The organism is Arthrobacter sp. 01T425, assembly GCF_056398725.1.
The window spans coordinates 97,563-115,697 of the sequence record NZ_JBFTPY010000008.1 but is presented as its reverse complement, the minus strand read 5'-3'; the positions used below and the strand labels follow the sequence as shown (position 1 = coordinate 115,697).

Sequence of the window (18,135 nt, the reverse complement as noted above, 5' to 3'; positions counted from 1 at the left end):
CACTGCTCCTCAGGCGCTGTGAAGTTCGCGGTGCGCGCGTGCCAGTTCCTGATAGTGGGCGGCGTTGTGCTGGACACCGGCGAACTCCTCGTCGCTGAGCTCGCGCCGGACCTTGGCCGGAACGCCGGCCACCAGCGAGCGGGGCGGGATGACGGTGCCCTCCAGCACCACGGCACCGGCGGCGATGAGGGACCCGGCGCCGATCACGGCCCCGTTGAGGATGGTGGCGCTCATGCCGATCAGGCAGTCGTCCTCAACGGTGCAGCCGTGGACCACGGCGCTGTGGCCGACGCTGACCCGCGCTCCGACGGTGCAGGGGAAGCCGGGGTCGGCGTGCAGCACCACGTTGTCCTGCAGGTTGCTGCCGGCGCCGACGGTGATGGCAGCGGTATCGGCGCGGACTGACACGCCGTAGAAGGCGCTCGAGTTCTCGGCCAGGGTGGCGTTGCCGATCACGGACGCCGTGGGCGCGACGAAGGCGGAGTCATGGACGGCCGGAGTGGTACCGGCGAATGCGTAGAGGGGAGCCATGCCTCCAGCCTAGGACACGCCCCACGCCCCGTTGAGCTATCAGTTCTGGTTGCCATGGGCGCGGTTTAACCACCACAAGTGATAGCTCAACGGGAAAAGGAGGGTCAGGCGGGGGAGCGGAGCACCGTGAAGCCCTCGCCGCCCCACTCGCTCTCGCCACGCCACTCGCCCTCGCCGCGCGGGTCGGCCGAGGTGTGCGGGTCGCCTGAGCTGCGCGGTTCGGGTGCGGGGAGTACGACGGCGATCGGCGCGCCCGGTTCCGCCACCCGCCCGAGTTCGCGGACGACGTCGTCCCACTGTTCCGCAGGCAGGCCCGCCAGGGCGTCCACCGCCCACACTGAGGCAAACGCGGCATCGGCGAACGGCAGGGAGACCGGTCCGGCCACGGAGGCTTCCAGCCCGTGGGATCGGGCGATGTGGATGTTCTCCTCGGACTGGTCGACACCGGTGAAATGGATGCCGGACTGCACAAAGTGCAGCCCGTCGGCGCCCGGGCCGCAATCCAGGCCCAGCACGCCGTGCCGGCCCTCGTTCTTCAACAGCGCCACAAACGATTCGAGCCGGTCCCTGCGGGAGGATTCCATAGCTCCAGTTAATGACCGCTTCTAGTTAAAGACAACCGTCCGGTTGCCGTCGAGCAGGACGCGGTGCTCGGCATGCCACTGCACGGCCTGGGCGAGGGTCCGGCCCTCCACGTCGCGGCCCATCTGGACGAACTGCTCCGCGGTGCGCCGGTGGTCCACGCGGATGACTTCCTGCTCGATGATGGGCCCCTCATCCAGGGCCGCCGTGACGTAGTGCGCCGTGGCGCCGATGAGCTTCACGCCGCGGGCATGCGCCTGGTGGTAGGGCTTGGCACCCTTGAAGGAGGGCAGGAACGAGTGGTGGATGTTGATGGCCTTGCCCGTCAGTTCGGTGCAGAGCTCGTCCGAGATGATCTGCATGTACCGGGCCAGGACTGTGAGCTCGATGTCGTGTTCCTTCATCAGGACCCGGAGGGCGTCCTCGGCCTGGATCTTGGTGTCCGGGGTGACCGGGATGTGGTGGAACGGGATGCCGTAGAACTCCGCCAAACCCTCGAGGTCGCGGTGGTTGGACACGATGGCCGGAATGTCGATCGGCAGGGTTCCGGAGCGCTGCAGGAACAGCAAGTCGTTGAGGCAGTGGGCGGACGTGCTGGCCATCAGCAGGGTGCGGACCCTCCGCCCGGCCGGGTTGAGGCTCCACTGCATCCCGAAGGCCTGCGCCACAGGTTCCAGCGCCGCCTGCAGCTCCGCCTGGGCCGCCGCCGTCGTCGCCTCGACCCGCATGAAAAAGGTGCCCGTGCCCTGGCTCCCGTACTGCTGGGAATCTGTAATATTGCAGCCCGCCACCAGGAGGGCCCCGGCGACGGCGTGCACGATGCCAGGCCGGTCAGGGCAGGAAAGAGTCAGGATGTAGGAGGCAGTCAGGTTCTCATCAGTCACGAGGAACAGCCTACCTGCGCTTCAAGGGCAGTTTTGAAAGGGTTTTGGTAGTGTTAACCCGTCGCAACTGGCGTTGGATGGCTAACCATCAGGGAGCGGCACTCACGAAGACCACGGATCGTACGCCTGGGCCGAGGGTCATGTCTTACCGGTCGGCAGCATCACCGCTGCCGCACCGTTGCTGGTGCCCGCACGGGGTGCCGGCCGCCGCTGTCGCGGCCCGCTGTTAAGGGGCCCGTAATCAAGGGGCGGCGCAACGGGCCAGCCGGTAGCCTGACCAATAGCCGTACCCGTTGCCAACCAGGAGTTCCTCGTGACTACTACCACCGCCACCTCAGCCGCCGTGAGCAACCAGCCGCTGGCCGAACTCGACCCTGAAATCGCCGCCGTCCTTGCCCAGGAACTTGGCCGCCAGCGCGGCACCCTGGAAATGATCGCTTCCGAGAACTTCGCCCCGCGCGCCGTGATGGAAGCCCAGGGCTCCGTCCTGACCAACAAGTACGCCGAGGGCTACCCGGGACGCCGCTACTACGGCGGGTGTGAATACGTCGACGTCGCGGAGCAGCTCGCGATCGACCGCGTCAAGGACCTCTTCGGCGCCGAATACGCCAACGTGCAGCCGCACTCCGGTGCGCAGGCCAACGCCGCCGCGCTCGCCGCCATGATCACTCCCGGCGACAAAATCCTGGGCCTGTCCCTGGCCCACGGCGGGCACCTCACCCACGGCATGAAGCTGAACTTCTCCGGGAAGCTCTACAACGTCGCCGCCTACCAGGTCGAGGAAGATGACTTCCGCATCGACATGGACAAGCTGCGTGAGCAGGCCATCGCCGAAAAGCCCCAGGTCATCATCGCCGGCTGGTCCGCCTACCCGCGGCACCTCGATTTCGCGGCCTTCCGTTCGATCGCCGACGAGGTCGGCGCCCTGCTCTGGACCGACATGGCGCACTTTGCCGGCCTCGTCGCCGCCGGACTGCACCCGAGCCCGGTGCCGTACTCCGACGTCGTGACCTCCACCGTGCACAAGACGCTGTCCGGTCCGCGCTCCGGCGTGATCCTGGCGAAGCAGGAGTGGGCCAAGAAGCTTAACTCCGCCGTGTTCCCCGGCCAGCAGGGCGGCCCGCTCATGCACGTGATCGCGGCGAAGGCCGTGGCCTTCAAGATCGCCGGCACCGAGGAATTCAAGGAGCGCCAGGAAAGCGTGCTCGAAGGCGCCAAGATCATCGCCGAGCGCCTCGGCCAGGCCGACGTCGCCGGCGCGGGCGTCTCGGTCCTGACCGGCGGCACCGACGTGCACCTGGTCCTGGTGGACTTGCGCAACTCCCAGCTGGACGGCCAGCAGGCCGAGGACCTCCTGCACTCGATCGGCATCACCGTCAACCGCAACGCGGTGCCGTTCGACCCCCGCCCGCCGATGGTCACCTCCGGCCTGCGCATCGGCACACCTGCCCTGGCCACCCGCGGCTTCGGCGCCGAGGAATTCACCGAGGTGGCGGACATCATCGCCACGGCGCTGAAGTCCGGAGCTGCCACGGAGATCGAACCCCTGCAGGCCCGCGTGGACAAGCTCGCCGCCGATTTCCCGCTGTACCCGCAGCACGAGCAGTGGTAGGCCATGACTTCTTCGCACACCGCAAAAACGGCTGAAACTGCACGGATCCTTGACGGCAAGGCCACCGCCGCCGCCATCAAGGCCGAGCTGACCGAGCGCGTGGCCGTGCTCAAGGCCCAGGGCATCACGCCCGGGCTGGGCACCATCCTGGTGGGCTCCGATCCCGGGAGCACCTGGTACGTCGGCGGCAAACACAAGGACTGCGCCGAGGTGGGCATTACCTCCATCCGCCGCGACCTGCCGGAAGAGACCAGCCAGGACGAACTCCTGGCCGTGGTCCGCGAGCTCAACGAGAACCCGGAATGCACCGGCTACATCGTCCAGCTGCCCCTGCCCAAACACATCGACCAGGACGTCATCCTGGAGGCCATGGATCCCGAGAAGGACGCCGATGGCCTGCACCCGATGAACCTGGGCCGGCTCGTGGCCAACGTCAGCGGACCCATGAAATCCCCGCTGCCGTGCACGCCCAAGGGCTGCGTGGAGCTGCTGACCCGGCACGGGATCGACCTGAACGGCAAACGCGTCCTCGTGGTGGGCCGCGGCGTCACCATCGGCCGTCCCGTGGGTCTGCTGCTGACCCGCAAGGACGTCAATGCCACGGTCATCCTGGCCCACACCGGAACGGTGGACCTGCCGGCAGAACTGCGGCAGGCTGACGTCGTGATTGCCGCCGCCGGGCAGCCGCACATGATCAAGGCCGCGGACCTCAAGCCCGGGGCGATCGTGCTCGACGTCGGTGTCAGCCGGGTCGATGACGGCAGCGGCAAGGCAGTGGTCACCGGCGACGTGGACCCCGCTGCGGCCGACGTCGCCGCCTGGCTCTCGCCGAACCCCGGGGGAGTGGGGCCCATGACCCGCGCCATGCTGCTCGCCAACGTGGTGGAAACCGCGGAACGCCAATGGGCAGAGAAAAACCGCTGAGCAGAGGAACGCCGCCCGGGCCCGCCTAAGGCTCCTGCGGTGGTTGGGCCGGCTTTCGGCGGGCCCAACCACCGCAGGATTCCGCACGTTCTAACGCCAGCCGGCATAACGGAACGGATACGTCAGGAGTTTTTACGAAAAGACTCTTTCATAGTTTGCGGGGATCCACTACCGTAGTGCGGGTGTCCGAACTTGCCTCTAAAGAATCACGCGCGAGCAGCCCCTCCGACGCCGCTCTCCCATACGTCATCACCGCCGAGAACCTGACCAAACGTTACGGCGACGTCACCGCCGTCGACGGCATCTCCTTCCGCGTTCCCGCCGGGGAAGCGTTCGGCCTGCTGGGCCCCAACGGCGCCGGCAAGTCCACCACGATGAAGATGATCGGCGGGGTCTCGCAACGCACCTCCGGCAGCCTGAATATCATGGGCCTGGACCCCGAACAGCACGGGCCGGAGGTCCGCGCCCACCTGGGCGTCGTGCCGCAGCAGGACAACCTGGACGAGGAACTGAAAGTCCGGGACAACCTGCTGGTCTACGGCCGCTATTTCGGCCTGCCCATGAGCTACCTCAAGCCCAAGGCCGATGAGCTGCTGGAATTCGCCCAGCTCACCGACAAGGCCAACTCCAAGGTCGATGCCCTCTCCGGCGGCATGAAGCGGCGCCTGACAATCGCCCGCTCGCTCATCAACGAGCCCCGGATCCTGCTGCTGGACGAGCCGACGACCGGCCTTGACCCGCAGGCCCGGCACATCCTCTGGGACCGGCTGTTCCGGCTCAAGGAACAGGGCGTCACCCTGATCCTCACCACGCACTACATGGACGAGGCCGAGCAGCTGTGCGACCGGCTGATTGTGGTGGACAAGGGCAGGATCATGGCCGAGGGATCGCCGGCCAGCCTGATCCGCGAATACTCCACCCGCGAGGTCCTGGAACTGCGCTTCGGCTCGGAACGCAACGCGAGCGTCGGCGCGGAGCTCGGCGGCATCGGCGAACGCGTGGAAACCCTGCCGGACCGGGTGCTCATCTACGCCCACGACGGCGAGGCCGCCCTGGAGCAGGTCACCGCCCGCGGCCTGCGTCCGGTCACCTCACTGGTCCGCCGCTCCTCACTCGAAGACGTCTTCCTGCGCCTGACCGGCAGGAGCCTCGTTGACTAAGAAAGAGCAGCTGACTAAGCCAATTCAGGCAGCGGGAACGACGGCGGGCGCCGCGGCGGCGGGGACGGCCCTGCGCGCGCACTCGCCGGAAGTCTCGGCCGCCCGTGCCCGCCGCTGGGGCGCGTTCTACTACGCCGAACAGGTCCTGCGGGTCATGAAGGGCTACGGCTGGACCATCGTGATGTACGGGGTGGGACAGCCGGTGGCCTACCTGTTCGCGATGGGCGTTGGCCTGGCCACCCTGGTCGAGGCCAACGGCGCCGGCGTCTTCGGCGGGGTCAGCTATCTGACGTTCATCGCGCCGGCCCTGCTGATCTCGGCCGCCGTCATGACGGCTGCCAACGAGTTCACCTTCCCCGTGATGGACGGCTTCAAGTGGCGGCGCGTCTACTACGGCCCGCACGCCTCGCCGCTGACTCCCGAGCAGATCGCCGGCGGCCAGATCATCGCCGTGACGGTGCGCTTCCTGCTGCAGTCGGCCATCTACTTCGCCGTCGTCGCGCTCTTCGGCGCCTCGCCCGGCGCCTGGGGCTGGGTGTCGATCCTCATCGCCACCCTCGCCGGCCTGTCCTTCGGCCTGCCGCTCATGGCCTACGCGGCCACCATCCAGCACGACAAGGGCCAGTTCGCCATGGTCATGCGGTTCATCGTCATGCCGTTGTTCCTGTTCTCCGGCACGTTCTTCCCGCTGGACACGCTCCCGCTCGCAGTCCGCTGGATCGGCTGGATCTCACCGATCTGGCACGGAACCGAGCTTGGCCGCGTGGTCAGCTACGGGTACGAGGAAGAGCCGTGGCTCACCGTCGTCCACGTCCTCTTCCTGCTGGGCCTGGCGGCTGCCGGCTGGATCCTGACCAAACGCCAGTTCGCCAAAAGGATGGCCTCATGAGCGTCCTGACCGGAAGTTTCAACACAGGGGACCACAGCGTCACCGAAGCCGCGCGCCGCCGCCGCTTCGGGCCCATCTACTCCCGCAACGTCCGCGCCGTCGTTGCCCGCGGGCTCATGGCCACCAAGAGCAGCAACTGGATGGTCATGGTCTCCGGGTTCTTCGAACCCGTGTTGTACCTGATCTCCATGGGCGTGGGCCTGGGCGCCATTGTCGGGTCGGTCCAGGGCCCGGGCGGGCAGGAAATCAGCTACGCCGCGTACATCGCGCCGGCGCTGCTGGCCGTGTCCGCCATGAACGGCGCCGTCTACGACTCCACGTGGAACGTCTTTTTCAAGATGAACTTCGCCAAGCTGTACCAGGGCATGCTCTACACCTCGCTGGGGCCGCTGGATGTCGCCATGGGCGAAATCTTCCTCGCCCTGCTGCGCGGGGCCATGTACGCGACCGGCTTCACGGCCGTCATGGGCCTGATGGGCCTCATCACCACGCCGTGGGCCATCCTGATGATCCCGGCCTCGGTACTGATCGCCTTCGGCTTCGCGAGCTTCGGCATGGGGATCACGAGCTACATGAAGACGTTCCAGCAAATGGACTGGATCAACTTCGTCATGCTGCCCATGTTCCTCTTCAGTGCCACGTTCTACCCGCTCAGCGTCTACCCGCAGTCCATCCAGTGGCTGATCCAGGCCATGCCGCTGTGGCACGGCGTGGAACTGCTGCGCCAGATCAGCGTGGGGGTGTTCACCCCGGCCACCGCCGTGCACATCGGCTACTACCTCGTCATGATTGCTCTCGGCGTCCTGCTCACCACGAGCCGGCTGCGCAAACTGTTCCTCAAGTAGCCGTCCTTCCAAAAAGGAGACCCCATGATCGGAAAATGGCAGGCCCTCGTCATCGACTGCGAGGACCCGGACAAGCTCGCCGGCTTTTACGAGGAGCTGCTGGGGATGATCCGGGTGCAGGAGGACGAGGAATGGATTTCGATCGGCGACGCCGCCGACCGTCCCGCCGTCGCCTTCCAGCGGGTGGAACGGCTGGTCCGCCCGCGGTGGCCCGACGCCGAGCACCCGCAGCAGATGCACGTGGACGTGCTCGTCGGGGACCTCGACGCCGCCGAAGCCGAGGTGCTCAGGCTCGGCGCTACCAGCCTCGACGCCGGTACGGAAACCTTCCGGGTCTACACGGACCCCAGCGGCCACCCGTTCTGCCTGGTCCTGACCTAAACGCCGGTCCTGACCTAAACGCTGGTCCTGACCTAAACGCTGGTCCTGACCCAGGCCGGGCGCGGGGGCGGCGTTCGCCCGGGGTGGAAGCGGAACGGGCGGCCGGCCCCGTTTGCGATAATGGGCTCATGCAATCTCTGGGTAGCTCCTCGTCCACGTCCAACGACACAACGGCCCGCGGCCGGTTTTCCATGTTCCGCATCAGCGGGCCGGGGCTGCTGGTCTTCATCATCGCGTTCGTGGTGGCCGTGATCTTCGCGGCCAACCAGAACGACGTCGTGGGCTGGATCGTGGCGATCATCGCCGGCTTCTGGCTGGCGCTGGCCTCCTTCGTCGTGTTCAGCATCCAGAAGGCCGCCAAGAAGGCCGGGGCCAGGCTGACCGAGGCCCAGAACGCGTTCAACGCCGCAGCGGGCCGGCCGCCGGCTGCGGGCAGCGCGGACCACGGCGGAACCCGCGTGGTGAGCGAAAGCCGCGCAGCGGACAGCGTCCGCGACATGAAGCTGGACCACTCCTTCAAGATCGTCCAGGTCCAGGTCCGGGTGGTCGAGCAGGAGCGGGCGAAGGGCGAGGCGGCGGACCGCGACACGATCAGCCGCGCCCTGGAGACCATCGAGATCACCGCCACCAACGCGCGGGACATGATCAAATCCCCGGGCGGCGATGACGCTCCCGTCAGCGGAACCATCATCGACTAGAGTGGATCGGGTGAGCTCGGCATTGAAGAAGGACCACCTTCGCATCGCGTCAGTCAACGTCAACGGCCTCCGTGCCGCCTACAAGAAGGGCATGGCGGAGTGGCTTGAGCCGCGCGAGGTGGACATCCTGTGCCTCCAGGAGGTCCGCGCGCCGGACGCGATCGTCGAGGAACTGCTCGGCGAGGGCTGGTACATTCTCCACGCCGAGGCCGAGGCCAAGGGCCGGGCCGGCGTTGCCATTGCCTCCCGGGAAGAGCCCCTGGCCACCCGGGTGGGGATCGGCGATGACTTCTTCGCCACGGCCGGACGCTGGGTCGAGGCGGACTACATCGTGCGGGACGCGGACGGGCAGGCTTCACAGCTGACCGTCGTGAGCGCCTACGTGCACTCGGGCGAGGCCGGCACACCCAAGCAGGACGACAAATTCCGTTTCCTCGACGTCATGATCCAGCGGCTGCCCGAACTCGCCAAGCACAGTGACCACGCGCTGGTGGTGGGCGACCTCAACGTCGGCCACACGGAGCTGGACATCAGGAACTGGAAGGGCAACGTCAAACGTGCCGGTTTCCTGCCGGAAGAGCGGGCCTATTTTGACCGCTTCTTCGGCGAGGAAATCGGCTGGAAGGATGTTCACAGGGGCCTGGCGGGTAACGTCGACGGCCCCTACACTTGGTGGTCGCAACGGGGCCAGGCCTTCGACAACGACACCGGCTGGCGCATCGATTACCACATGGCCACGCCCGCTCTCGCTGCTGCCGCAGTGTCAGCCGTTGTTGACCGGGCAGCGTCCTGGGACACACGCTTCTCCGACCACGCCCCGCTGGTAGTGGACTACCGGCTCTAGTCTTAAGGCTTCCACGAATGACCACCACTTCAACTGCGACCACTGTGGCCCAGGCCGGCGTCGCCCCCGACGCTCAGACTGCCACCGCGAAGGACGCCTCTGCGGCCACCGCGGCCCGGCACCGCATCCTCTCCGGCATGCAGCCCTCCGCCGACTCCCTGCACCTTGGCAACTACCTCGGCGCCCTCGTGAACTGGGTCCGGATGCAGGACGAGTACGACGCCGTCTTCTTCATCCCGGACCTGCACGCGATCACCGTTCCGCAGGATCCTGCCGAGCTGGCGCACCGCACCCGGGTCACCGCCGCGCAGTACATTGCCGGCGGCGTCGACGTCGACAAGTGCACGCTCTTCGTCCAGTCCCAGGTGCCCGAGCACGCCCAGCTGGCGTGGGTCCTGAACTGCATCACTGGCTTCGGCGAGGCGTCCCGGATGACCCAGTTCAAGGACAAGGCGCACAAACAGGGTTCCGACCACGCCAGCGTCGGGCTGTTCACCTACCCCATCCTGCAGGCAGCCGACATCCTGCTGTACCAGCCGCACGGTGTCCCCGTCGGCGAGGACCAGCGCCAGCACGTGGAACTCAGCCGTGACCTGGCCCAGCGGTTCAACTCCCGCTTCGGCGACACGTTCACAGTGCCGCAGCCCTTCATCCAGAAGGAATCCGCGAAGATCTACGATCTGCAGCACCCCACCGCCAAGATGTCCAAGTCTGCGGAGTCGCCGGCAGGGCTGATCAACCTGCTGGACGAGCCCAAGGTCACGGCCAAGCGGATCAAGTCCGCCGTGACCGACACGGAGACCGAGATCCGGTTCGACCGGGAGGCGAAGCCGGGCGTGTCCAACCTGCTGACCATCTACTCCTCGATCACCGGGCAAAGCGTCGACGCCCTCGTCACCGCCTATGAGGGAAAGATGTACGGCCACCTGAAGGCGGACCTCGCCGAGGTGGTCACGGAGCACCTGACCCCGATCCGGAACCGGGCCAAGGAGCTGCTGGACGATCCCGCGGAGCTGGACCGGCTGCTGGGCCTCGGCGCGGACAAGGCCCGGGAGATTGCCTCGGTGACCCTGCGCGACGTCTACGCCAAGGTGGGTTTCCTGCCCTATGCCGGCGCCCAGGGAGTCCGCTAGGTCAATGTCCTCCGTCAGCAAAGTCACCGCGAAAGCCGCCACGTCGAACGGACAGCGCAGCGAAGGCATCAGCATCGGTGTGATCCTGAGATTCCCGGCGGACATCGCTGAGGAGCTCCAGCGCTGGCGGGCATCCTTCGGGGACCCCATGGCCGCCGTCGTCCCGGCCCACATCACGCTGGTCACCACCACCATGACGAAGGACTGGGCCGCGACCCAGCGCCATGTCCGGGACGTGGCACGGCGGCAGCAGCCCTTCACTGTGACCATCGCAGGGACCGGGTCTTTCCGGCCGGTGTCCCCGGTGGTCTTCCTGAACGTAGAGGACGGCTTCGGGGACTGCGTGAACCTGCACCGCCAGCTGCAGTCCGGCCCCCTGGAGCGGGAACTGCCGTTCGGCTACCACCCGCACGTCACCGTGGCCCACGATGTCGCCCCGGAAAGCCTCGACGAGGCCGAAACGGTCCTGAAGGATTACAGGGCCACGTTTCCTGTGGCTAGCATGGGACTTTACGAGCACGATGACAACGGCATCTGGCAGCTACGGGAAGAGCTTGATTTTGGGACCAAACCTGACCACGACAGAGGCCCGGACGGCACCGCAGGCGCCCGATAAGCCGCCGCTCCCCACCGATCTGGCCGGGCTGAAACTGGAAGTCATCCGCAAGAGGGTCGAATGGGGCCGGACCCGGCGCTCCGGCGGCGGCATGGTCGCGTCCCTGATCGCGATGATGAACTGGCTCTTGGCCCGGCTGAACATGCTGCTGCCCCTGCGCGCATACTCGCACTACCTGCGTCAGCGTGGCCCGCTGTTGAGTGCCGGCATCGGCTTCCGGATGTTTTTCTCCATCACGGGCCTGTTGGCCACTGGCTTGTCCTTGGCCGGCCTCGTGCTCAGCGACCACCCGGCCCTGCTGGACCAGGTCATCAGGAGTGTTGCCGCCGCCGCGCCGGGCCTGTTGCAGGTCGACGGCAGCGAGGGGCTGGTTGACCCCTATGCGCTGCTGAACCCCACCAGCCTGGGTTGGGCCGCCGGGATCGCCGCCGTGGTGACGGTGTTCACGTCCCTGGGCTGGATCAGCGGCATCCGCGACGGTATGCGGAGCATGATGCAGCTCGGCCCTTTGGTCATGAATCCGATCCTGCAGATACTCAAGGACGTCGGCACGCTGCTGCTGATGGGGCTGGCCCTGATAGTCAGCTCCGCCGCCTCGCTGATCTTCGGCACGGCCGCCGGATGGGTTACCGGGCAGCTGGGCCTCGAACCGATAGTTGCCGGGCCGCTGACGACCTCCGTCACGATCCTCGTCCCGCTGCTGCTCGGCTGGGGCACCGCCGTGATCATGTACCGGGTGGCCGCCGGGCTGAAGCCGGCCCGGCGCTCCCTGCTGGAAGGGACCACTCTCGCCGCGGTGGGCACCACCATCCTGCAGATCTTCAGCACCCAGCTGCTGGCCAGCGCGGGCAAGAACCCCATTCTGGCGCCCTTCGCCATCATCATCGGCCTGCTGATCTGGTTCAACCTGGTCAGCCAGGTCTACGTGATCTGCGCCGCGTGGGTGGCGATCCGGGAAGAGGACCTCAAGGCCGGGCCCGCCGCCGCGACCACCGGCTGGGGTGCCCGGCGCGTCCAGCCGGGTAAAACCCCGGTAGAGCCGCGGGTCCGCCGCAGGCCGCTGGCCGCCGCGTTCAGGCGTCGAGGTACTGGGCGGCCCACGCCGAAATAATCTTCGCCGCACGGGCCGCCTGGCCTTTGCCGGTCAGGAGATGGTCGCTGCCCTCCAGCGAGACGAAGCTGCGCGGGTGGCGTGCCGTCTGGAAGATGGTGCTGGCGTTTTCGATCCCGACCGTATTGTCGGTGGGGGAGTGCAGCACCATGAGCGGCTTGTGCAGCTGCCGGATGCAGTCCGTCAGGTCCGCGTTCTCGAGGTCCTCGACGAAGTGCCGGCGGATCTCCACCCGCTTGCCGCCGAGGTCCACCTCGGCGCTTCCCTCGCTCAGGATCCGGTCCAGGGCCGCGTCAAAGACGTGGGCCACGTGCTTGGGGGAGAAGGGGGCACCCACGGTGGCCACGGCCCTAAGCTCCGGGATCTGCCGCGCGGCGGACAGGACGGCCGCGCCGCCAAACGAGTGGCCCACCAGCAGGGAAACCCGGCGGTCTGAGTCCCGCATGAATTCGGCGGCCTTGACGGTGTCGGCCACCTTGTGGCTGAAGGACCCCTCCGACCACATTCCCGCCGACTCTCCGAGCCCCACGTTGTCGAACCGGAGCATGCCCACGCCGTTGTCCGCCAGGGCCTTGCACATCCGCGACGCCGAGGGGCTGTCCTTGCCCAGGGTGAAGCCGTGCGAGAACACACCCCAGCCCTTGACAGGGCCCTCCGGCAGGTCCAGCACGCCGGAGAGCCGCTCGCCGGTGGAACCCAGGAACGAGACTTTTTCTGAGTGGGACAAAGTGTCCCCTTTCGTGTGAGGGCGAATCATTGAGGGCGGAAACGACGGCGGCGCCCCCACCCGGAAGGTGAGAGGCGCCGTCGTCGGTAACTACTGAAGGTGAAGCCGGTAATGCGGGCCGGTGGAACCGGTCCTTAGACCTTGCGGGACAGGATGGCCTGCTTGACCTCAGCGATTGCCTGCGTGACCTGGATGCCGCGGGGGCATGCTTCGGTGCAGTTGAAGGTGGTGCGGCAGCGCCACACGCCTTCCTTGTCGTTGAGGATCTCCAGGCGCATGTCGCCGGCGTCATCACGGGAATCGAAGATGAAGCGGTGCGCGTTGACGATCGCCGCCGGGCCGAAGTACTGCCCGTCGGTCCAGAACACCGGGCAGGACGAGGTGCACGCGGCGCACAGGATGCACTTGGTGGTGTCGTCGAACCGTTCGCGGTCCTCGGCCGACTGCAGGCGTTCCTTGGTGGGCTCGTGGCCACGGTTGATCAGGAACGGCATGACTTCGCGGAAGGACTGGAAGAACGGCTCCATGTCCACGATCAGGTCCTTCTCCACCGGCAGGCCCTTGATGGGCTCGACCGTGATGGGTTTGGACGTGTCCAGGTCCTTCAGCAGGGTCTTGCAGGCGAGGCGGTTGCGGCCGTTGATGCGCATGGCATCGGAGCCGCAGACGCCGTGGGCGCAGGACCGGCGGAAGGAGACGCTGCCGTCCATCTCCCACTTGATCTTGTGCAGGGCGTCCAGGACACGGTCGGTGCCGTACATGGTGACCTTGAAGTCATCCCACGTGGCGTCCTCGGAGACCTCGGGGTTGTAGCGGCGCACGCGCAGCGTGACGTCGAAGGACGGGATTTCCCCGCCCCCGCCGACGCCGGCGGGCAGTTCGATCTTGGATGCTGGCTCAGCGAGTTCAGCGCTCATCTTAGTACTTCCTCACCATCGGCTCGTAGCGCGTAAAGACCACCGGTTTGGTGGCAAGCCGGATGCCGGCAATCGACTCGGCGGAACCGTCCGCCGGGGCGTGGTCATCCTTGTACGCCATGGAGTGCTTCATGAATTTTTCGTCGTCGCGCTCGGGGAAGTCCTCGCGGAAGTGGCCGCCGCGGGATTCCTCGCGGTGCAGGGCCGCCACGGTCATGACCTTGGCGAGCTCGAGCAGGAAGCCCAGCTCCACGGCCTCGAGCAGGTCCAGGTTGAAGCGCTTGCCCTTGTCCTGGACGCTGATGCGCTGGTACCGCTCCTCGAAGGAGGCAATGTCCTTCAGGACCTGGTTCAGCGTGTCGGCGGTGCGGAACACCTGCATGTTGGCGTCCATGGTGTCCTGCAGTTCCTTGCGGATCGCAGCGACCTTCTCGGTGCCGTCAGAGGTGCGGACGTGCTCCAGCAGGTTCAGCGTGTAGGCCTCCGGGTCAACGGGGAGCTCCACGAAGTCGGCGGTTTTGGCATACTCGGCGGCGGCGATACCGGCGCGCTTGCCGAACACGTTGATGTCCAGCAGCGAGTTGGTGCCCAGACGGTTGGAGCCGTGGACGGAGACGCAGGCGACCTCGCCGGCGGCGTAGAGGCCCGGGACCACCGTGTCGTTGTCCTGGAGGACCTCGGCGCTGATGTTCGTGGGGATGCCGCCCATGGCGTAGTGGGCCGTCGGGAACACCGGAACCGGCTCCGTGTACGGCTCCACACCCAGGTAGGTGCGGGCGAACTCGGTGATGTCCGGCAGCTTGGCATCGATGTGTGCAGGCTCAAGGTGCGTCAGGTCCAGGAGGACGTAGTCCTTGTTCGGGCCGCAGCCTCGTCCCTCACGGACTTCGTTGGCCATGGAGCGGGCCACGATGTCGCGCGGGGCGAGGTCCTTGATGGTGGGCGCGTAGCGCTCCATGAAGCGTTCACCCTCGGAGTTGCGCAGGATCGCGCCTTCGCCGCGGGCGGCCTCGGAGAGCAGGATGCCCAGGCCGGCCAGACCTGTCGGGTGGAACTGGAAGAATTCCATGTCCTCCAGGGGGATGCCCCGGCGGAACGCGATGCCCATGCCGTCACCGGTCAGGGTGTGGGCGTTGGAGGTGGTCTTGAAGACCTTGCCGGCGCCGCCGGAGGCGAACACCACGGACTTGGCCTGGAAGACGTGCAGCTCGCCGGAGGCGAGGTCGTAGGACACGACGCCGGCCACGCGCTTCTGCTTGTACGGCGTGCCGTCCTCGCGGACAGCGTCCTCTTCGACGGTCAGCAGGTCCAGGACGTAGTACTCGTTGTAGAACTCGACGTTGTGCTTGACGCAGTTCTGGTACAGGGTCTGCAGGATCATGTGGCCGGTGCGGTCGGCGGCGTAGCAGGCGCGGCGGACCGGTGCCTTGCCGTGATCGCGGGTGTGGCCACCGAAGCGGCGCTGGTCAATGCGGCCCTCGGGCGTGCGGTTGAACGGCAGGCCCATCTTTTCCAGGTCCAGGACGGCGTCGATCGCTTCCTTCGCCATGACCTCGGCGGCGTCCTGGTCAACCAGGTAGTCGCCGCCCTTGATGGTGTCGAAGGTGTGCCACTCCCAGTTGTCTTCCTCGACGTTGGCCAGGGCTGCACACATGCCGCCCTGCGCCGCGCCGGTGTGGGACCGCGTGGGGTAGAGCTTGGTCAGTACTGCTGTTCGGGCGCGCTGACCTGATTCGATCGCCGCGCGCATTCCGGCGCCACCGGCACCGACGATCACGACGTCGTACTTATGGACCTGCATACCAGACGCTCTTTCTCTCAAAATTCGCTATAAACCACCGGCAGGCCGCGCCTGCCCGGTGAAGTCTCGTGCAATCTGCGCCTGCGTTCGGCAGGCAAGATCAGTTGCCGTGACGGACCGCGGATTCCTGCCCGGACGGGCTGCTGTCCGCGGCGGTTCCGCCGCTACGGCTGAGTCGTATCGGCTGCGCCCTAAGGCGCGGGGCAGAAACCGCCGGGAAGCTGGACGCCGTTGGCCACGGGGCACGGATTGAACGTGAAGATGACCAGGGTGCCCAGGATGATGATGACCGTGGTGGCCGCATAGAGCACAATCTTCAGCCAAAGGCGCGTTGCGTCCTTCTCGGCGTAGTCATTGATGATCGTGCGGACGCCGTTGGTGCCGTGCAGCATGGCGAGCCACAGCATGGCCAGGTCCCAGAACTGCCAGAACGGGTCGGCCCACTTGCCGGCCACAAAGCCGAAGTCGATCGCGTGGATGCCCTCGCCGACCAGCAGGTTCACCGTCAGGTGGCCGAAGATCAGCACCACCAGCACGACGCCGGAGAGGCGCATGAAGAGCCAGGCGAGCATCTCGAAGTTGCCCTTGGAACCGCCAGTGCGGCGGTACTTGGGCTGGATCTTTCCACTGCGTGGACTCTGAATGGTTGCAGTCATGGCTTAGTGACCTCCAAGGGCGAGGGACAGGTGGCGGATGGAGAAGCCGACCATGACGACGACCCAGAGGCCCAGGACCGTCCAGAGCATCTGACGCTGGTACTTGGCACCCTTCTTCCAGAAGTCGACGGCGATGATCCGCAGGCCGTTGAAGGCGTGGAACACGATCGCCGCGACAAGGCCCGTTTCACCCAGGGCCATGAGGGGGTTCTTGTAGGCACCAATCACTGCGGTGTAGGCCTCGGGGGACACACGCACCAATGAGGTGTCCAGCACGTGGACCAACAAGAAGAAGAAAATCACTACACCGGTAATGCGGTGTCCAACCCAGGACCACATGCCTTCACGGCCGCGGTACAAGGTGCCAGCTGGTTTTGTCGGCACTGAATAAACCTCCCTGCAACACAGCGGCGCTGGCATGGGATCCACGCGGGGGGAACGCCTGCTGCGAGAGCACTCGTAAGCTCAAGCCTAAATCTAGGCTTCGCTCACAGCTTATTCAATTTGGGAACTCCTTGTTGACAGGCCCCGGCGCGGTTTTGCGTTTGTTTTGAGACGAACGCCACATTTGGCCGTGGTCGCAGGCGCCGGCAGGGCCTGATCCCGGCCCAATTCGGACCGAATTGGCCGCCGTCGGCTAAAGTAGCCGTGATGACTACAGACAAAGTGACAAGCCAGGATTCACCGCTGGACCGTTTTATTGCGGTTATTCCGGCGGGCGGGGTGGGGACCCGCCTCTGGCCCCTGTCACGGGCAGCGGCCCCGAAATTCCTTCACGACCTCACCGGTTCGGGCAGTACTCTGCTGCGCGCGACCTATGACCGCCTCCAGCCCGTCGCCGGCAAGCACGTGCTGGTGGTGACCGGCTCCGCCCACAGGGCAGCCGTCTGCCGCCAGCTGCCTGAGGTCCTGGAAGCCGACTTGGTCCTGGAGAGCGAACCCAAGGACTCCGGTGCTGCGATCGGCCTCGCCGCGGCCATCCTGCACGAGCGGGACCCGGACATCATCATGGGCTCGTTCGCCGCGGACCAGGTCATCAGCCCGGACGACCTCTTCCAGGACGCCGTCCGTGAAGCCGTCTACACCGCGGCCGCGGGGAAGATCGTCACCATCGGCATCAAGCCGACCCATCCCTCCACCGGATTCGGCTATATCCGTTCCGGCGCGAACCTCCACATCCCGGACGCGCCCAGTGCGCAGTCCGTGGTGGAGTTCGTGGAGAAGCCCAGCGAGGAAGTGGCCCAGGAGTACGTCGACAGCGGCGAATATGTCTGGAACGCGGGCATGTTCGTGGCCCCGGTCTCGCTGATGCTCAAGCACCTCGAAGCCAACCAGCCCGAGCTCTTCGCCGGACTCCAGGAGATCGCCAAGGCCTGGGACACTCCGGAGCGCGACGCCGTCACTGCCCGGGTGTGGCCCACGCTGCCCAAGATCGCCATTGACTACGCCGTCGCCGAGCCCGCCGCCGCCGCCGGCGACGTCGCCGTGGTGCCCGGAACGTTCCTCTGGGACGACGTCGGGGACTTCGCCTCCGTGGGCCGGCTCAACAGCGCCAAGGAAGTCGACGAGGTCACGGTCCTGGGCGAGGGCGCACGCGTCTTCACCGAGAACGCGAGCGGCGTGGTGGTCTCCGATACCAAGCGGGTGATCGCCCTGATCGGCATCAAGGACGTCGTGATCGTTGACACCCCGGACGCCCTGCTGGTCACCACCAAGGAACACTCGCAGCGGGTCAAGCAGGCCGTGGATGCCATCAAGGCCAAGGGCGACACCGACGTCCTGTAGGCGGAGGGGAGCGGATCACGGCCTGTGCAATGTTCAGCA

At 66.6% G+C, this 18,135-nt stretch carries 20 protein-coding genes; 12 read left to right on the top strand and 8 right to left on the bottom strand.

The window, feature by feature from the left end:
* Positions 1-9: 9 nt before the first annotated feature.
* The 3 genes from AC1DNG_RS11055 to purU all read right to left on the bottom strand — a co-directional run bounded on the left by AC1DNG_RS11055 (position 10) and on the right by purU (position 1,997).
* Entirely contained in the window at positions 10-531 is a 522-nt protein-coding gene (locus AC1DNG_RS11055; protein ID WP_223914204.1) for a gamma carbonic anhydrase family protein, read from the bottom strand.
* 104 nt (positions 532-635) lie between these two features.
* The gene (locus AC1DNG_RS11050; protein WP_476856603.1) at positions 636-1,115 is read right to left on the bottom strand and encodes a methyltransferase domain-containing protein; all 480 of its coding nucleotides are present in this window, start codon (positions 1,113-1,115) and stop codon (positions 636-638) included.
* Positions 1,116-1,136: 21 nt separating this feature from the next.
* Positions 1,137-1,997 (bottom strand): formyltetrahydrofolate deformylase, encoded by an 861-nt coding sequence (gene purU / locus AC1DNG_RS11045; RefSeq protein WP_476856602.1) that lies wholly within the window; start codon positions 1,995-1,997, stop codon positions 1,137-1,139.
* Positions 1,998-2,310: 313 nt separating this feature from the next.
* On the opposite strand from purU, the gene glyA reads away from it, so the two are divergent.
* The 11 genes from glyA (at position 2,311) to AC1DNG_RS10990 (ending at position 12,210) form a co-directional block, all read left to right on the top strand.
* Positions 2,311-3,609, top strand: coding sequence for a serine hydroxymethyltransferase (gene glyA / locus AC1DNG_RS11040; RefSeq protein ID WP_476887331.1), 1,299 nt, complete (start codon positions 2,311-2,313; stop codon positions 3,607-3,609).
* A 3-nt stretch (positions 3,610-3,612) separates the two neighbouring features.
* Entirely contained in the window at positions 3,613-4,533 is a 921-nt protein-coding gene (locus AC1DNG_RS11035) for a bifunctional methylenetetrahydrofolate dehydrogenase/methenyltetrahydrofolate cyclohydrolase (RefSeq protein WP_476856601.1), read from the top strand.
* Between the two features lie 182 nt (positions 4,534-4,715).
* Positions 4,716-5,693, top strand: a complete 978-nt coding sequence (locus tag AC1DNG_RS11030) for an ABC transporter ATP-binding protein (protein ID WP_043436284.1) — start codon at positions 4,716-4,718, stop codon at positions 5,691-5,693.
* 10 nt (positions 5,694-5,703) lie between these two features.
* Positions 5,704-6,582 carry an ABC transporter permease gene (locus AC1DNG_RS11025; protein WP_476856646.1) on the top strand — a complete coding sequence of 293 codons (879 nt, stop codon included), beginning with the start codon at positions 5,704-5,706 and terminating at the stop codon, positions 6,580-6,582.
* On the top strand, positions 6,579-7,427 hold the full coding sequence (locus tag AC1DNG_RS11020; protein ID WP_079553256.1) for an ABC transporter permease: 849 nt from the start codon (positions 6,579-6,581) through the stop codon (positions 7,425-7,427). Before AC1DNG_RS11025 ends, AC1DNG_RS11020 begins: the two co-directional genes overlap by 4 nt.
* A gap of 24 nt (positions 7,428-7,451) precedes the next feature.
* Positions 7,452-7,808 (top strand): VOC family protein, encoded by a 357-nt coding sequence (locus AC1DNG_RS11015; RefSeq protein WP_476887330.1) that lies wholly within the window; start codon positions 7,452-7,454, stop codon positions 7,806-7,808.
* 128 nt (positions 7,809-7,936) lie between these two features.
* Positions 7,937-8,506 carry a hypothetical protein gene (locus AC1DNG_RS11010; RefSeq protein ID WP_476849122.1) on the top strand — a complete coding sequence of 190 codons (570 nt, stop codon included), beginning with the start codon at positions 7,937-7,939 and terminating at the stop codon, positions 8,504-8,506.
* A gap of 10 nt (positions 8,507-8,516) precedes the next feature.
* Entirely contained in the window at positions 8,517-9,350 is an 834-nt protein-coding gene (locus AC1DNG_RS11005; protein WP_476887329.1) for an exodeoxyribonuclease III, read from the top strand.
* Positions 9,351-9,367: 17 nt separating this feature from the next.
* Complete coding sequence (trpS, locus tag AC1DNG_RS11000) at positions 9,368-10,483, top strand: tryptophan--tRNA ligase (RefSeq protein ID WP_476859166.1); 1,116 nt, start codon at positions 9,368-9,370, stop codon at positions 10,481-10,483.
* Positions 10,484-10,487: 4 nt separating this feature from the next.
* The gene (locus tag AC1DNG_RS10995; RefSeq protein ID WP_476859165.1) at positions 10,488-11,099 is read left to right on the top strand and encodes a 2'-5' RNA ligase family protein; all 612 of its coding nucleotides are present in this window, start codon (positions 10,488-10,490) and stop codon (positions 11,097-11,099) included.
* Positions 11,044-12,210 carry a YihY/virulence factor BrkB family protein gene (locus AC1DNG_RS10990; protein ID WP_476887355.1) on the top strand — a complete coding sequence of 389 codons (1,167 nt, stop codon included), beginning with the start codon at positions 11,044-11,046 and terminating at the stop codon, positions 12,208-12,210. The genes AC1DNG_RS10995 and AC1DNG_RS10990 overlap by 56 nt, the downstream gene beginning before the upstream one ends.
* On the opposite strand, the gene AC1DNG_RS10985 is transcribed toward AC1DNG_RS10990, so the two are convergent.
* From AC1DNG_RS10985 to sdhC, 5 genes are all read right to left on the bottom strand, one after another.
* Positions 12,173-12,937, bottom strand: coding sequence for an alpha/beta hydrolase family protein (locus tag AC1DNG_RS10985; protein ID WP_476887328.1), 765 nt, complete (start codon positions 12,935-12,937; stop codon positions 12,173-12,175). The two genes, AC1DNG_RS10990 and AC1DNG_RS10985, sit on opposite strands and share 38 nt — an antisense overlap.
* Positions 12,938-13,071: 134 nt before the next feature.
* A complete protein-coding gene (locus tag AC1DNG_RS10980) occupies positions 13,072-13,854 on the bottom strand; it encodes a succinate dehydrogenase iron-sulfur subunit (protein WP_026537821.1) in 783 nt (260 codons plus the stop codon).
* Between the two features lies 1 nt (position 13,855).
* On the bottom strand, positions 13,856-15,655 hold the full coding sequence (gene sdhA / locus AC1DNG_RS10975) for a succinate dehydrogenase flavoprotein subunit (RefSeq protein WP_476849119.1): 1,800 nt from the start codon (positions 15,653-15,655) through the stop codon (positions 13,856-13,858).
* 191 nt (positions 15,656-15,846) lie between these two features.
* On the bottom strand, positions 15,847-16,311 hold the full coding sequence (locus AC1DNG_RS10970) for a succinate dehydrogenase hydrophobic membrane anchor subunit (RefSeq protein ID WP_476849118.1): 465 nt from the start codon (positions 16,309-16,311) through the stop codon (positions 15,847-15,849).
* 3 nt (positions 16,312-16,314) lie between these two features.
* Positions 16,315-16,695: a succinate dehydrogenase, cytochrome b556 subunit gene (gene sdhC / locus AC1DNG_RS10965; protein ID WP_079553238.1), complete on the bottom strand. Its 381-nt coding sequence runs from the start codon at positions 16,693-16,695 to the stop codon at positions 16,315-16,317.
* A 267-nt stretch (positions 16,696-16,962) separates the two neighbouring features.
* Between sdhC and AC1DNG_RS10960 the strand changes: the two genes are divergently transcribed.
* A complete protein-coding gene (locus AC1DNG_RS10960) occupies positions 16,963-18,096 on the top strand; it encodes a mannose-1-phosphate guanylyltransferase (protein WP_026537818.1) in 1,134 nt (377 codons plus the stop codon).
* The last annotated feature ends 39 nt before the right edge of the window (positions 18,097-18,135 follow it).